General features: G+C 43.3%; 15 protein-coding genes. 7 read left to right on the top strand and 8 right to left on the bottom strand.

What is annotated here, in order from left to right; all coding sequences use genetic code 11:
- Positions 1-150: 150 nt before the first annotated feature.
- Complete coding sequence (locus L5M37_RS00145) at positions 151-813, top strand: inovirus Gp2 family protein (RefSeq protein WP_126492072.1); 663 nt, start codon at positions 151-153, stop codon at positions 811-813.
- An 837-nt stretch (positions 814-1,650) separates the two neighbouring features.
- Complete coding sequence (locus L5M37_RS00140; RefSeq protein WP_263166378.1) at positions 1,651-2,394, top strand: hypothetical protein; 744 nt, start codon at positions 1,651-1,653, stop codon at positions 2,392-2,394.
- Positions 2,395-2,577: 183 nt separating this feature from the next.
- Here the strand turns inward: L5M37_RS00140 and L5M37_RS00135 are convergent, their stop codons facing one another.
- From L5M37_RS00135 to radC, 8 genes are all read right to left on the bottom strand, one after another.
- The gene (locus L5M37_RS00135; protein WP_263166376.1) at positions 2,578-2,862 is read right to left on the bottom strand and encodes a CopG family ribbon-helix-helix protein; all 285 of its coding nucleotides are present in this window, start codon (positions 2,860-2,862) and stop codon (positions 2,578-2,580) included.
- A gap of 305 nt (positions 2,863-3,167) precedes the next feature.
- Positions 3,168-3,890 carry a lecithin retinol acyltransferase family protein gene (locus L5M37_RS00130; RefSeq protein WP_263198877.1) on the bottom strand — a complete coding sequence of 241 codons (723 nt, stop codon included), beginning with the start codon at positions 3,888-3,890 and terminating at the stop codon, positions 3,168-3,170.
- A gap of 80 nt (positions 3,891-3,970) precedes the next feature.
- Positions 3,971-4,537, bottom strand: a complete 567-nt coding sequence (locus tag L5M37_RS00125) for a site-specific integrase (protein ID WP_263166372.1) — start codon at positions 4,535-4,537, stop codon at positions 3,971-3,973.
- A 108-nt stretch (positions 4,538-4,645) separates the two neighbouring features.
- Positions 4,646-5,053: a DUF2787 domain-containing protein gene (locus L5M37_RS00120; protein WP_263166370.1), complete on the bottom strand. Its 408-nt coding sequence runs from the start codon at positions 5,051-5,053 to the stop codon at positions 4,646-4,648.
- Between the two features lie 194 nt (positions 5,054-5,247).
- Positions 5,248-5,661: a DUF2787 domain-containing protein gene (locus L5M37_RS00115; RefSeq protein ID WP_263166368.1), complete on the bottom strand. Its 414-nt coding sequence runs from the start codon at positions 5,659-5,661 to the stop codon at positions 5,248-5,250.
- A 246-nt stretch (positions 5,662-5,907) separates the two neighbouring features.
- The gene (locus L5M37_RS00110) at positions 5,908-6,264 is read right to left on the bottom strand and encodes a type IV toxin-antitoxin system YeeU family antitoxin (RefSeq protein ID WP_263166367.1); all 357 of its coding nucleotides are present in this window, start codon (positions 6,262-6,264) and stop codon (positions 5,908-5,910) included.
- A 139-nt stretch (positions 6,265-6,403) separates the two neighbouring features.
- A complete protein-coding gene (locus L5M37_RS00105; RefSeq protein WP_226059026.1) occupies positions 6,404-6,766 on the bottom strand; it encodes a hypothetical protein in 363 nt (120 codons plus the stop codon).
- 40 nt (positions 6,767-6,806) lie between these two features.
- Entirely contained in the window at positions 6,807-7,313 is a 507-nt protein-coding gene (gene radC / locus L5M37_RS00100) for a RadC family protein (protein WP_263166366.1), read from the bottom strand.
- A 637-nt stretch (positions 7,314-7,950) separates the two neighbouring features.
- Between radC and L5M37_RS00095 the strand changes: the two genes are divergently transcribed.
- From L5M37_RS00095 to L5M37_RS00075, 5 genes are read left to right on the top strand one after another with little or no spacing between them, the layout of a single operon-like run.
- Complete coding sequence (locus L5M37_RS00095; RefSeq protein WP_263166572.1) at positions 7,951-8,580, top strand: WYL domain-containing protein; 630 nt, start codon at positions 7,951-7,953, stop codon at positions 8,578-8,580.
- A 3-nt stretch (positions 8,581-8,583) separates the two neighbouring features.
- The gene (locus L5M37_RS00090; RefSeq protein ID WP_115014925.1) at positions 8,584-9,393 is read left to right on the top strand and encodes a Wadjet anti-phage system protein JetD domain-containing protein; all 810 of its coding nucleotides are present in this window, start codon (positions 8,584-8,586) and stop codon (positions 9,391-9,393) included.
- Entirely contained in the window at positions 9,390-12,332 is a 2,943-nt protein-coding gene (locus tag L5M37_RS00085) for a hypothetical protein (protein ID WP_263166363.1), read from the top strand. The genes L5M37_RS00090 and L5M37_RS00085 overlap by 4 nt, the downstream gene beginning before the upstream one ends.
- Position 12,333: 1 nt before the next feature.
- The gene (locus L5M37_RS00080; RefSeq protein ID WP_261731168.1) at positions 12,334-13,725 is read left to right on the top strand and encodes a hypothetical protein; all 1,392 of its coding nucleotides are present in this window, start codon (positions 12,334-12,336) and stop codon (positions 13,723-13,725) included.
- A gap of 6 nt (positions 13,726-13,731) precedes the next feature.
- Entirely contained in the window at positions 13,732-14,340 is a 609-nt protein-coding gene (locus L5M37_RS00075; RefSeq protein ID WP_263178444.1) for a condensin complex protein MksE, read from the top strand.
- Positions 14,341-14,590: the final 250 nt, after the last annotated feature.

Raw genomic sequence — 14,590 nt, 5'->3', positions numbered from 1 at the left:
AGTATTATATCTGTGTTTTATATGTTTCTTGCTTAATATTTTTAATTTGGTTGTCTGGTGTATTACTTGGTTGTTTTGTATTCATCAAAATTAGTGTGTTAATTTTGAGTGGTTAACTACACCCTTTAAATAATGATGGGAGAGTGAGTTATGGATAGTATTATCAATAGGAATTTAACGGTGCTAACAACACCTCGATATGATGGATTGCAAACACTTTATTTTAAGAATGGTGCTATTGAAGAATATCTGAATAAAATTTCAAAGGTTATAAATGGCGTGGTTATGGAGTATTCAAAGGTGTTTGCGATAAGAGTTGATCTACGATTTCCTGATACGTTTGAATCGAGTGATACAGCAGTGATCACCCGTTTCTTCGAATCATTAAAAGCCCAGTTAAAAGCGGATTATCAGGCGAAACTACGAAACACAACTGACGGTCAGGTTCATGCTAGTGAGTTATTTTACATTTGGGTTAAAGAGATGAGTGGAAGGGATAAGTGTCATTACCATGTCTGTTTGTTCTTCAATGGCCATGCGTATAAAAGTTTAGGGAAATTTGAATTGGGTCGGGCTAATATGTATAACAGAATACACAAAGCTTGGGCGAGTGCACTAAGGTTAGATATTTTCAATGCTCAAGGGTTGATCCATTTCCCAGAAAATGCTCAATATTTACTGTGTCGTAACCAAGCTGATTTCACTTACATTTACCAAGACTTGTTTAAAAGATTAAGTTATTTTGCTAAAACAGACACGAAAATTTATGGGAATGGTAATCACAACTTTGGTTGTAGTCGCTTATCAGCATGATTACCGAGTGATTCGCTTACTAAATGAGGTTGCTGGTGGAGTGAGTAAAAATAAAGGAGTGATGAGCAAGGGATTAAGCTCCCTTGCTTTAGCGTTCATATAGAGCAATGGCATTTTCACCCTGGCAGACTTGAGACATAGTCCACTAGAACACTCCGTAGCGCAGCCAGATCAATATCCGGCTTCTTTTTGGTGGCGGATACACAATACGGTCAATCGTTCGCCGCCATCATACTGGTACATTGCCAGATAACCGGTGTCACCAAAGTCGATAAGCAGTTCCCTAAAACAATAGTCATTGCCATAGATAGGACGACCACTTTCGGAATTACAATAAACTAGCTAACGAAGACGGTCACTTGTTGTGAATTTTTTGACATGCCTTGATATGAAGCCTGCTAAAATAATAGATGGTTTAAACGAAACAACCGATAGAGGCAGGGAGTAAAGCAATGACGATAAACTATCGAGCTATTCATACTCGCAGTCCATGGCGAAAAGCACGACATTCATCGGTAGAAATGGCTATTAAAGGCCCTGATGGAGCCTTAAACTTGTTGAGAAGAAAAGGGCGTGTCGGAAAAAATGGGATGATTATGGTTCCGTGTCATGCGTCTTTGTGTGGGAATCTGGTGAAGATTCGGGGTATGCATTTAGGCTGAAAGCTACGTCAACGACAGATGTTGAAGGTGTGATAATTCCAATAGATAAATTGTTGGCCCATGAACAAACGAGTAGCTGTAGTCAGGTAGATATTGATAGGTATTTTTCGAGTCCAGAATTTACAAAATTTATGTGACGTTACTTATATGTTATTTAGTTAGCAAAGGAGTGTATATGGATAACAGTAAACTAATCAAAATATCTAACGAAAGTGCTGCAAAGGCTTTTATACGAGGAGAGTTTAGACGGCTCAGGGAGCTTTTTAATTCGGTGAATGATAAGCATAATTTAGCGTTTGAAAGAAAAAATAAAACATTGAAAAATTTTTATCAACTACAACTTGATATCAATCGAGAATCTTTGTCTGAGTTATTGATTGAACATAAAACTTTTAACAAGGGAAAAACCGCAGAGCTAACAGAATATATATATGTTGGCGCCACGGCTATTGACATAGAAGGTTATAAATATACAAAAGATGAACATTTTTATCCACTTTGCTCCCACGTAGTGGATAAAAAACGGCCTATGCGAAATGATGGATATTGTATCAGAGCATTAGTGTATATATCTGAGCATGCAATGGCAAGAATGATTACTCGTAATAGTAAACAGAGCATTAAAGTCGTTGTTGATACGGTAGCAGGTATATTTAATGAGAATACAATTAGAATGATTTACTCAGATGCCGATGTGAAATTTGAAGATTTTGTTGTGGTTACAAGAAATTGCTATATACCTTTTGTTCGTCAAGAAAACTCAGGCATTCCAATAATGAAAACATGGGTACCGGAGGAACATTGGGATGATAAAAATTACATGAAATTATCGAATTTAGCACATTCATTGACTGCAGGTGAAATTAGGGTTTTTGAGACTAGTGTATTTAACTCGGAAGTCTATCTATCTCCTAATTGATAGTGGAGTGAGCTGCAGATATATTATGGCGATTATTTTAGTATTGGACAGGCCTTTTTTATCATCAGTGATACAGTCTAAATTTAAAAGGTAAAGCGGTCAGTTAATTCATCGAGCGTCAGGCTTAAATACGAAGAGCTAAAGGTCAGCGTTCTAAATCAGCTAACGCAGTGGCAGTGAAGACTATTTGTGGCAGGTAGGGGTAGCCTTTTCATTTTCACTTCCCCAGGACTCCAGCCAACTCAACACTTCGTCACCGGTGACATGCAAGCCTGATGTCTGGTGTTCTTCCCATGTGCGTAACGCTTCTTGCTGCAGTGCCTCGCGTTTCTCTTCTCTCTCAACGTATTCACGGATCGCTTCACGCATCATCCAGTGTGATGAACGTTTACGCGTTTCAGCTAAATGCTCGACTCTGGCTTTAATATCGGCATCTAATTTAACCGACACGGGTTTGATTGTGCTCATCTGTTACTCTATAGGTAATGCTTAGTACTACTAGGTAATACCTTAGCATAACGTGGTACAAAAAAATAATGATTACACGGTTTACTCGTCAGCTCGAGCAACGCAATAAAGCTCAAGGATGATAGAAGATAGTTTGTATCGCTTAACTGGGCATAAATGGTGCTTCAGTATAAGGCTAATCTTTAGCGTTAACGCACTGAGCGTAATCGCAATAGGAGTGAAAACGATAGCGGTAAGTGATGCCGCTTCGTTTAGAGGGGTTGGCTAATGGGTGACTGAGTACTCTCAATATTGCAGGTGAAGCATCATGACCTTAACCAATGCCATGCATCGGCTATCAGCTCAGCACCGGCTTTTACGCCATTGATGCCCACTTCTGCTGTCGTCAGCACGGTGTTTAAGCCGGTTTCTACACTGCCCGTGACGAGCTTGATCCCAGCATCAGTTATTTCTCCTTGACGTAAGCAAGCATAACTTTCACCTAGAGTTTGGCTGGTGCCTTTTAGTAGGCATTCGGCAGGTTTAGCGACAAGATCTCCAGGTGTCCCTAGTAGTGTGTTGACGTTGTCGGGTAGCCCTAGGTATTCACCGGTCATTTTGATGGCAGTAGAGGCTAACACGACGTTTGCGACAGTCCCCGTGGCAAGCTTTGACACGCTCCTCCCCAGTAAGCCTGCTCTGGCGGAGCCTTGCAGCGCAATGTGGGTGAGATTACTGACTTGATTGGAGGTGCTACTTCCCGCTAAGCATTCATTGACGAAGTGCTCGCAATTATTGGTAGCAACGCCGTATGGGCTGTGACCCAGTTGACTGCGCGCTAGCTCAATGGCCTGATAGGGAAACAGCGTGGACTTTTTCACTCTGATACTGTGGCCACCAGCAAATTGTTGCAGATCGATTTCTTCGATGATGCCCTGTTTAGATAAGTGAATAACATTGCCATGGCCAACATAAAGGCCATGGTGTTCGGTTAAGCCAAACGGATCAATATTGGTGACCAGATGATCACCGGGTTGAAATGTATACATGGTATGTACTCCAAGAAAAACAACGCAGATAACTTTAGGTCGCATCTGCTAATGGGTTGAATAGGGCGTGCTGATTGACCTCAGATCTCCAACTCGACAAAGTCTTTATCGATTTGCTGTTGAGTGATGCCGATATAACGCAGGGTGACCGCTTCCGATTGATGCCGCAGCATGCGCATCACCCGGCCAATGTCTTTGCATGCTTGATACAGGTGATACCCCCGGGTTTTACGCATCGAATGGGTGCCCAGGGCTAACTTGATATCGTCACCGACAAAGGCAAACGCTTTGGCGACTGCACGCCGTGTCAGCGGTTTCGCGGGGGCCTGCCGGTCTTTGGCCTGGCTCGAGCGGTGGGATTGAAATAGGTAAATATGCTCGGGATGACGCTGGTGGATCTCCTCAATCAACGCCAGTGTCTTCGGGTTGAGTTTGATGCTGGCGCGTTTACCGGTCTTTTGCTCAATGATATTTAAGCGGTCGCCGTCGATATCGCTGAACTTGATCGCCAGTAAGTCAGAGATCCTAAGGGCCAGGTTAAGGCCTATATTCCAGACATCCGCCATCTGCTGACCAAAGTGACGTTCGAGCAGGTAACTGATAAGCTTGATGGTGTCGCGGTTCTTGACCGCCTCGACTTCGTTCATGCTTGGTTCCCTCAATTGGCTATGTGATGAATGTGGGCACCAGCACATCGCAAACCCGCATCGGGCCTGCGTTGCTTGGTTCCCAAAATACCTTTGTGGGCACCAAGTTCAGTCGGCGCTGACTTGAACCAGGTACACCTCCATCTCGATGTAGTTACAGAAGTTCTCCAGTAACAGTCGTACTAGGCTGTCGGCGTGTTCCAGGTAGCAACGGCCAAAGAAGCTGTTGTAGACCTGCTTCTCCTGAAACAGCACTTCCATTTCTTTCTCAAGCTCAGGGAAGGGCCCGCCGCAGTAAGCAAAGTCGGTGAAGTAATTGAGATACCAGCAATCCCCCTGACGGTAGAGGTTGATCTCCACTGGGTGATAACCACCTCTCTGTGCACTGTAGTCGGGATCGCGGTAGTTTAGGGTGACGATGTTGAAACTCGGGTTATTGAGTGCGGCCAGTTGCCGTTCTAACAACTCATAAAAAGGCTCTGGCAGTGGCAGGATGGTTTCGCGATGTATTTTCATGGTGGACTCCAAAACAAAAAGCCCGCTAACGACGGGCGTTGCAGGCGGGGTAGGTTGTTGTTAACGACAGAGGCTTGACGTAATCACTTAGGGTAACAAGGGCGCGGGTGTGATGTGCTTGGCCCGTTGATTGCGATAGGGCAGAAACAGGTCGATATGGTTAGGATGCTTGCGCGAAATGAGGGCGAGGCAGGTTAATCCATACTCACCTGCACCTGGTAGGCTTCCATCTGGTAGTAACTGACAAAGTTATCGCTAAACAACTTAATCAGCCCCTGTGATTCCCGCTCAGTAATCCAGCCACTAAACAGGCTATAGACCTGCTTGCTGTTAAAGCAGATATCGATGTCTTTAACCAGTTCAGGGAAGGGATGGCCACGAAAAGCAAAGTCGGTGACGTAGACGAAACGCCAGTGATCTTGCTGTTTCTCAAGCCGCACTTCGACGGGATGAAAGCCACCGGCTTCGGCGCTGTAATCTGGATCGCGAAAATTAAGGGTGATGGCGTTGGCGTCTTTTGGTGTGACTTCAGCCAGTTCCTTTTCGATCACTTGGTAAAAACGATCAGGCATCGTTGGCAGTTGATTACGTTTGATGGTTAATGTCATGGGATATTCCTTCTTTGATTTACGTGCATATGCAAAAGCCAAGGCGCAGTCACGCCTTGGCTTTTGCTGTCTATGGGGTTTGGTTAATAAAAGAGTTGTTGGTCGAGCGGTTTAATGTGAGTCGCTAAGGGCTGCTTGCTAAGGCTTTTGAGCTGGGAGATTAAAGTTTGGTAGTTATGTTTAACGAGATTGGTACTGGCTTACGATAATGAACGGGTTATCGAGTGAGGGCGAGGTTGCTGGTGGTCAGTGGCTTAGCTTTGGTTTAGTTTCGGTTTGATAAATCGCAATATACAAATAGCCATGGCTGCCTAATGTGTCGGCCTCACAGGTAAAGCCGGCGTGCTCAATGTTGACGCAGTGCTGCTCAGTGGCATCAATATCGCCGGTGGCCACCAGCCGTTCAAGCTGTTTAACCATGGTCGGAAAGGCCTCGACAAATTGTTGTTTAATTGCTGGTGGAAATTCACCGACAAAGCTTGCGCGGTCATGGAGATAATCCAAGTGCAGACCACGTAAAATCAGTCTTGCACCAAAGCGGGGAGACACTTTACGAGGTAAGCCCCAGGCGTGCTCGATATCAAAAAGTTTAAGAGTTGTCATAGTGACCTCAATGGTTGAAAAGAACTTTAGGGAGTAGGGTGCTCGTTAGCTGACTAGCGAGATCAGTGATAAATACCAGTGCTAATAAGAGCGGTTAATACAGCCGACTAGTGGAGTGGGTGATGACAGGTAACGTTCTTTAGGTGTGTACGCTCCAATTCGGTTGCTCGTTGCTGCCATGGTTGAAGTACACACCGTTGATCACACGCTGCCATTCACCTGTTGGCACACCATAACTATCACAGGGGCAAACATAGCGGCAAAAGCTGATCTCCCTGGGCAAGTGCTCAACCACATCACGGTGAAAAACAAATAATACGGTTTTATGTAGCTCGCGGTGTGGTGCAACGACTGGCTTGCCAATCACTTGGCCCATGGCATTTAGCGGGCGTACAAACATCGGCAAAATTAGCTCAACCGCTAAGCGGTTACGCAGTTCAGGAAAAGCAGCGCAGGCTTCGGCAACACAGGCCTGTGAAAAACTATCGGTAAATTCAATCATGATGGACTCCTTGATTTGGCGTGGCAGGTTTAAACGCTGGCTAGAGTAAGCCGCGCTCAGCAAAGGACACTGGCGTGCGGCCCACCACGATATGGTCAAGCACGCGCACATCGATAAGGGCTAGTGCGTCGATTAACCGTTGAGTGATGTTCTTATCTGCAGCCGAAGGTTCAGACTCGCCGGAGGGATGGTTATGGGCAAAAATCACTGCCGCCGCATTGACGGCCAATACCACCTTAACCACCTCCCGTGGATAAACACTGGCAGCATCTAAAGTGCCAAAGAACAGCTCTTTAAACTCCAATAATTGATGCTGATTATCGAGCAGCATCACCGCAAACACCTCCCGCTCATAACCACCGAGTTTGTAAGTTAAAAAATCCTTAGTGGCTTGTGGATTGGTATAGGCGTCCTTCTTCACATAGCGTTCGGCAATAATATTGGCGGCAGAAGCGAGGACCTCTTCGGCAGTTTGCGGCCACTGGTTGATCGGCTGGTCTATCGAGTCGTTAGGTTCAGCTTTGGTGGGTATCGCTTTTGTTGACATATCAGGCTCCTTTAAAGCGTTAATGGGCTTATGCACAGGAGTGATATATATCTGAAATGATTTCGAGATTGGAGTACTGCGGGATATTACTTGATGCGCAGTAGCTTAGGTACATCATGAGATTGAAGAGAGGAATTAGAACTAATGAATGAACGTGATGACGAATAGGTGACTCAGTTCCGCGAGCTTCGGTGTCTATGCAATTTGGTTTGAAGATTCATTGTCGGATTCGACACTTTTGGAAATCTCGCTAATTAAATGTGTCTAGGAAATCTGTGGTGATTTGGCATATATCCCTGTTCTATTGGAGCGTTCGTTTTTTGACTGTAAAACCACTGTTTAAAAAAACATCTTTACATGTCTAATAAGTAAGCATTAATCTATAGTCTAAAAACGTATACACGATAATAATGGGGACAGATTGGACTTAACACCTCAACTATTACAACGATTCAAATGTATAGAGCTACTTTCCTTTTGGGAAGGTGGCGTAAATGCGACTCGACTATCTCGAATTTTTTCCATTGGGTCGAATGTAATTAACGCTGCACTTGTCAGGTACCGAAAGCTACATCCATTTAATCTGGCTTATAACGGGAAAGATCCAGAAAAGCTCTTTGTCATTACCTCTGAGTTTGTGCCGCAGTATATTTCGGGAAGTTGGGAGGAATACGTAAAGGAAATACTCCTAGTTAGTACAGAGCACACTTCACAGACTTATTCTTCGAATGCATTCTTCGTTGCTCCACCAGCCGTTACGCAAGTATCACATGAAACGACATCCATATTGCTCAAAGCAATCCGCACTCATCGCGACGTAAAGATATTTTACAGAAGCCGTTCTGAACCTAAAGGTCAAACAAGGCGGATTACCCCGCATGCTATTGCCTCGGATGGCATCCGATGGCATTGCCGAGCGTATTGCCATTTGAGATATCGATTTTCGGACTTCAATCTGTGTCGTATCGAATCCATCACATTAGGTGAGCGGGCCGAGATAGATACCACAGACGATAGTGCTTGGCATACTGAAGTTGAAGTCACAGTTGAGGCGCACCCAAAGCTAGACCCGGCAGTTCGTGAATTGGTGCTAAGTGATTATGGCCAATCTGGTACATTTACATTTAAAGTTCGTGGGGCCATGCTCGACTACACATTGCAGTATTATCGGATAGGGAAAGACCAAGCGAAGACATCACCGCTGGAAAACCCATTGATAGTGCAAAATTACCATGAAATTGAACTGTACCTATTCAAGGATGAATAAATTATGAACTTGTATGGTTATTTGGATGCCATCGCTAGAAACAAGCCCGTTAATGGCCCTCGTTTTAAGCATATGCTCGAAGCTCAGGGTGTTAGTTTAGAGGCCCTTGGTAAATTACGTCACATAAAGGGCGACACCTATAAAGTAGATGTAATAAACGGTTCCCTGTTCAATATACTGCTGCTTCAATTTAAGCCACCAGTAAACCGCGTAGAAGCGGCCGTAAAAGGTAATTCACATAGAGTCGGTACAACGACGTCGTATTTGTTTGCAAAGCGCCCTAATCGTGAATTAGTTGCCATAGCGTGTGCGCCCGATTCTGATTATAGTCAAAATCACCAATTTAGTGACTGTACCGATGCGGTCCTTATCGAAAACAGTGAGTGTTTTACTTACGCTGACGACTTCCTACGGGCTATGGGGTTAGACAACACCAAGCCTGCAGTGGTTATTTGGTCTCAAGGCAAGGGCGTTACCCACTCCGAAACTTTGAGATTCTTGGCCAATAACTTTGAATCTGTTTACTACTGTCCTGATTACGACCTTGAGGGGATCAGGATATTTCTAACGCTCAAATCCGCCCTTGGTAACAAAGTAAAATTTGTACTGCCAGATGAGCTTTTATCGCACCCACAAAGATACCTGCCAGGTGCATCGACCATTGGAACATCTCCGCCGAAATCTCAAGAAGATCTTTTCACTGCTCACAGCTTATGCGTTGAAGCCGGTTTAGATGATATGGCCAATTTTTTCACAAAAAACCTTAGTTTCGTCGAGCAAGAAGTTTTCTTAAACGGGATGGTAAAAGCATGAATAACTTGTTTGTAGTCAAACCCACTAAACTCATTGCCGTAGACTCTGCATCCATCGCTTATATCGAAGTCCCTATCGACGAAACGATTATTCTTCTTGGCACTGGCAACTGGGGCAAAAGCAGCTTGATTAATGCAATGCGCTTTTTCTTGCTCCCCGAAACGACGTTGGCCAACTGCGCTACTAAGTTTGCGTTTCTCTCTTCAAAGGACACTAGCCAGAAGGGTGCTTACTACAGCAAAGATGAAGTTCGGGATCATTACTTCCCATCTGAACATAGCAGATTAATTCTTGAAGTTGAACATCGGTTGAGTGATGGCACCCGTCGCCGACATTGTCAGATAATTGCTGGTGGTAATGACTACCAAATCAATCGTTATTTCATCAATCAGCCGTATGATGATATTCAGCATCTGTTTTGGGATAAAACGGACGAAGGGGCAGGCGAACGGCCGAAAAACATCTCAGGCAGAAACCTACTTTCAGCACTAAAAGAAGTGGACCGTTCAGCAATCCAAGTTAAACAAACAGAAAGCCTGAACCGCCACCTATATGACGCTGGGAACTTCATGAACAAGCATGAACCGTGTTACGTCATATTTCCTTTGAAAGACCTCTCCGATACAGCCGTTGAGTCTGTACGTTCGCTGGTTAAACTTATCTTCAACCAAGATAGCCACTCGATAACTATGATGACGGGTGCCGCGGTCAATCAGCGCAATCAAAACAACGATAATAAATTCATGGTTGATGTACAGAAGTTAATTCACGAGCACACTGACATCGAAAATAAAAAGCAACATATCAGGCATCTCAAAAGCCTTAAACCGGAGTTCGAAGCGCTAAAATCCAAGTACCAAGAACTGAGAACAGAGCATGAGCTGGACATATCTTTGGCAAGGCTGATCATTGAGCAGCGTGCAGGGGCTGAGCTAAGCAACCGTTCTCTATCATCGGTAATAAGTGAAATGACTCCGCGCCAAAGCCACCTCCGAGAGTATGTGGAGATGAAATCTCAGCGAGAAGGTGAAATCAGGATTAATGATGCCCTTATTGATGGTGCAAATACGGATTTAGAAAAAATAAAAAAGCGAATAAAACACGCTGAAGACTATCTACTTCGCTATCCAAGTTTAGATGCGGATACCGTTAAAGTGATAATTGAAGAGGAACTTCTGCAACACCGGGAGGATCTTCAAATCATCATCGATGTCGACACTCGAAATAGAAAAGTCAGAGATATTAAAGAGAAAATTGAAGCAAGAGAATCATCGTTAAAAATACTGATTGAGAAGCGAGATAACTTCGGGTTTAGCTTAGTGTCGCAACTGCCCGATGAGCAGCTTGAACTACTAATGACCCTTAATCCGAAGTTATTTGATGCTAACCCTCTCAGAACTCTCTCAGAATCGGAGTTGAAAGCTTTCGATTCGATGTATGGGTTGTTTACCCCTCTGGATAACGGCTTTAAGTTCTTCAACGTCGATCTGCTTCACTCTGCCTTATTTCTGTCAGAGCAAGATAGCCTTCAGGACCGTATTGATAACGAGAGCCAACAGATTGAAGAACTCAAAGACAAGCTCTATGACCTCTGCCGCCAGAACGACAAACAGACATTACATGATCTATCTCAGATTAAGCGCTTGGAACAAAACATTGAAAGTGCTGAGCGAGAGCTTAAATCAGTCAAACGCCTAGATTCAGACCGGGAGGCTCTAACTGAAACCAATGAGAAAATTTCTAACTACATGCAGAAAAATGAAAAGCTGACTACCCAATTATCTGAAGTGATAAAAAGTATTGAGCATCAAAAAAGTGAATTAGCAAAACATCAAGTTGCTAAGGAGAAGGTGGAAGCCTCTTGTGCAAAATTTGAACGTGCGCTTGAGATGATCAATGCGTTTCTACCTCGGTACCCAAGAGTTGAAAAAATCATTGAGCTATCCTCACCAGAAATTGACCCCGACATCGCTGCCATTGAGCCAGCAGAAATCAGTCAAATTGAAAGCATGAGAACTGCTATTGAGAAAGCCAAAGAAGCAAGGGATTTTGTTATAAAAGCGCTGGTGAACATGTGCGCCCAGAGAGTAATTGAAGATACTCAAGGCATTTTGAAAGGAGAACAAGAAACAACGACCTCAGCAATTCACAACACTTTCACTGAGCTAGAAACCTTATTTAATCTGTTGGAAGACAACGAAGACCAATTACGGCGCGATACGGAGATCCACAATAAATATATCCGCAATCGATTAGATAGAATGAAACTTGCCAAGGAAACTATTCAGTCCACTGTCGACGGGATTAATCAGGAGCTGGCCGAAGCATCAATCAATGATTTAGAGGGTGTAAGACTAAGTGTTGTGCTCAACGGCCCATTTGAGGACCTAGTTAAATCTTGGATTGAGTTTGACGACTTGGACCCAAATAACTCTTTGCCAACATCTTGGTACAATCGATTGCAGGAGTTTATGTCATCTGAAGCTGTAACCCTAGACGGAAAACTTCTGATAGATAACCTGATCATGTCTGCAGGTTATGAGAGTAAAAAGCTTGGAAATCTGTGGGAAAAGAAAACCCAGTCAACCTCCACACAGCTTCTGACGTCAATCCATTTCTGCAAGATATTTCTCAATAGACTCACGCCATCAGCTTATACGTTAGCATTGCCACTTATCATGGATGAATGTGGTCAGGTGTCTTCAGAGCAATTCAGACCGATTATCGACCTTCTGTACGAAGATGATCAAAGCATAATTGGGATTACCACTCATGGTAAAAGTGGCGGCATGATTGCTGAATTCGGTAACTTCCAAATTTTAGATGAGATGACATCCGGCAAACCATATCATCCAAGTAGAGCTAAGGTCAGTTTCCCCCGAGTCCAAGAATACTTGAGGCGAGTGATCCATACGACACAAGATGAATTGGGGTTCTAGTATGTCCGAAGTTAAAAAGCAATTTGGCTGCGTAGAGACAATCCAAAAATTATTAGTATATCGAGACGTATTGTTTGATGTAATCAGGTACATGGATGTCAATCGAACATCATCTATACCCGAGTTCGAGTTCCAAAAGTATGTACTTCGGATGCCCGCGTCGAGCATAAAAGAAGTAGCAAAGGAACTCTTAGCTGTGTTCGACATCGAGAACCTAAAGCAATCAAGAATATTAACCGATCAGAAAATGCTCGATGGTCATTCCGTGATTATGTTTAACCCTCATGTGATTGGCCTATTTCGTCTCTGTGAAACCAGCTTAATCCGTTCTCTGAATGTACAAGCGCTTAACAACGCGATGAGTCCGATTTGGGCAATGATGAAGTCTCATACTGAAGGAAAGTTATCCTTAGTGAAGGGCAGTGAAGACTATAAAGAATGGACAGATGAGCTAATTAACCATCTAAGTGACCTTATCGGCAGGATCAAATCTAACATCGACAAGCTTCAAAACATGAGCATGTTGATTGAACAACAGGCTTGTTCATCTACTGAGATAACGCGACAATTTGAACTTAAGAAAGAAATATTTAAACGCGCATCTTCGATATATCGTCGTGAGATAAAACCTCTTGTGACCTTTCTTGGCCGGCACGCAAATTATGACCAGGGGAGCGGGATAACAAAGTGCCTAGAGTTGTTTGCGTCGATATTCAAATCAATCGACGATAGTGTGCTCGCGGATATGATGCTGACCTACCATGTTCAGTTTTGCGATATGCATACTCCGATTAAGCAAATCGCTGATGAAATAAGCGTTTTCCTCAAGAAGAGCCGTGAGGCGTTAATTGAACAGTCAGGTATTGAGAAGGCATTTGCTGATATTGAAGCTGCATATCAACAAACGCTTTCCACGGATATGCGAAACAAGTACATCGATTTGCGCAAACTTAAACAACTTTCAATGCCTACCCGTTTGCCTGCAATAAACAAGCCAATGTCTTTACGCATCGATAAGGAACCATCTTACCTTAACAACGTATTCATTGAGATTGAGCAAAGAGCACATCGAAGCAATGAATTTTTAGATGGCGAGATCCTATTGTCCGAGTTAATCGATAGAAAGAATGTTTTGGAGATACAGCATTCACTGGCGGTACATAAATGGTCAAAGAACCATCACTGGCCACTAGGGGAAGATTGCCTTCAGATTGCTCTGAATGAAGTTTCAAAGCATGTTCCAGATTTCAAAATGCCGGATCTGCTTGAAGTGCTTTCAAGCCTCCAATCTGATCCTAGGTTCAAAATTCTCGTTACCAACGAGTTCAAGACCGTTTCCGACAACGAATACAAAATTAACTACCGAGTAAGGCAATTGTCACTCGTGAATTAAGAGACCATGAAGATGGAAATGAGCAACACGTTTTATGAGGTAAAGGAAGAGTATTCACAGGAGATTTTCCGGTTGTTTACTACTGGTTCAGTAATAAACAAATGCCAATACATGATGAATACGGGAAGAATTACTGAATCACCTTTTTACCTAGAACTGCTGTCTAGATTTGACCATTACAAGCTACTCTATCGTCATCTAGGATATGAGCTTTTGCACGATAACAACGGTGAGTTTTATTCGTTACGACCACTGAAGGACTTTGATAGTGATGAAGATCAGATTGACGAAACATCAATCAAAATTGTCGCAATCCTAACACTGATATCCAAGGAAATCGTCACCCGCGGTCAACGATTAGAGCTGCTTGAAAATCCAGTTGTTGGACTAACTTCGCAGGACTTGGACTCAATGGCGAACGATGAAAAATGTAGTGCCATTCTTTCCTCATTAAAATTGAAGTCACCGACAGACGCAGTTGAGTTCCTTCGAAAAAGGGGGTTTGCCTTCAAGGTTTCAGACTTTCGACTTGTACTTAGCCGAGGTGCAATGTCCTACATCGATGTTTTGATACAGCGTGAAAATGAATTGAAGGCGGAACTAAATGACATTTGATATATGTATTGTAATTTTTGCCTTATCGCTTCTCAGGTGACCAGCATTTCACTGAATTTAACGTTAATAGTGTTTTTACAAAGACTGTGTGCTATCTCTCTGGATTTGATAGAACTTTTCTGACAAAATCTTACAATTATGTATATCAATCTAATAGGTTTAATTGATCTCTGTTGTGCATGATATTGAATAGCTATTAGGCGATTACGATTGCAGTTTTTGCCACAAGAATAATAAAAGGTGAGGCACA

Origin of the sequence: Shewanella sp. SM69, assembly GCF_025653985.1 — a bacterium.
Classification (GTDB): Bacteria; Pseudomonadota; Gammaproteobacteria; order Enterobacterales; family Shewanellaceae; genus Shewanella; species Shewanella oncorhynchi.
Note: the sequence above shows the minus strand (reverse complement) of the source record. Positions and strands in the feature narration are given on the sequence as shown.

What these genes read in the sequence shown, in the direction of transcription:
- L5M37_RS00135 (WP_263166376.1), bottom strand. Translation starts at nt 2,862, where the DNA reads ATGAGCACAATCAAACCCGTGTCGGTTAAATTAGATGCCGATATTAAA.
- L5M37_RS00105 (WP_226059026.1), bottom strand. Translation starts at nt 6,766, where the DNA reads ATGATTGAATTTACCGATAGTTTTTCACAGGCCTGTGTTGCCGAAGCC.
- L5M37_RS00085 (WP_263166363.1), top strand. Translation starts at nt 9,390, where the DNA reads ATGAATAACTTGTTTGTAGTCAAACCCACTAAACTCATTGCCGTAGAC.
- L5M37_RS00090 (WP_115014925.1), top strand. Translation starts at nt 8,584, where the DNA reads ATGAACTTGTATGGTTATTTGGATGCCATCGCTAGAAACAAGCCCGTT.
- L5M37_RS00125 (WP_263166372.1), bottom strand. Translation starts at nt 4,537, where the DNA reads ATGAACGAAGTCGAGGCGGTCAAGAACCGCGACACCATCAAGCTTATC.
- L5M37_RS00145 (WP_126492072.1), top strand. Translation starts at nt 151, where the DNA reads ATGGATAGTATTATCAATAGGAATTTAACGGTGCTAACAACACCTCGA.
- L5M37_RS00080 (WP_261731168.1), top strand. Translation starts at nt 12,334, where the DNA reads ATGTCCGAAGTTAAAAAGCAATTTGGCTGCGTAGAGACAATCCAAAAA.
- L5M37_RS00120 (WP_263166370.1), bottom strand. Translation starts at nt 5,053, where the DNA reads ATGAAAATACATCGCGAAACCATCCTGCCACTGCCAGAGCCTTTTTAT.
- L5M37_RS00075 (WP_263178444.1), top strand. Translation starts at nt 13,732, where the DNA reads ATGAAGATGGAAATGAGCAACACGTTTTATGAGGTAAAGGAAGAGTAT.
- L5M37_RS00140 (WP_263166378.1), top strand. Translation starts at nt 1,651, where the DNA reads ATGGATAACAGTAAACTAATCAAAATATCTAACGAAAGTGCTGCAAAG.
- L5M37_RS00115 (WP_263166368.1), bottom strand. Translation starts at nt 5,661, where the DNA reads ATGACATTAACCATCAAACGTAATCAACTGCCAACGATGCCTGATCGT.
- radC (WP_263166366.1), bottom strand. Translation starts at nt 7,313, where the DNA reads ATGTCAACAAAAGCGATACCCACCAAAGCTGAACCTAACGACTCGATA.
- L5M37_RS00130 (WP_263198877.1), bottom strand. Translation starts at nt 3,890, where the DNA reads ATGTATACATTTCAACCCGGTGATCATCTGGTCACCAATATTGATCCG.
- L5M37_RS00110 (WP_263166367.1), bottom strand. Translation starts at nt 6,264, where the DNA reads ATGACAACTCTTAAACTTTTTGATATCGAGCACGCCTGGGGCTTACCT.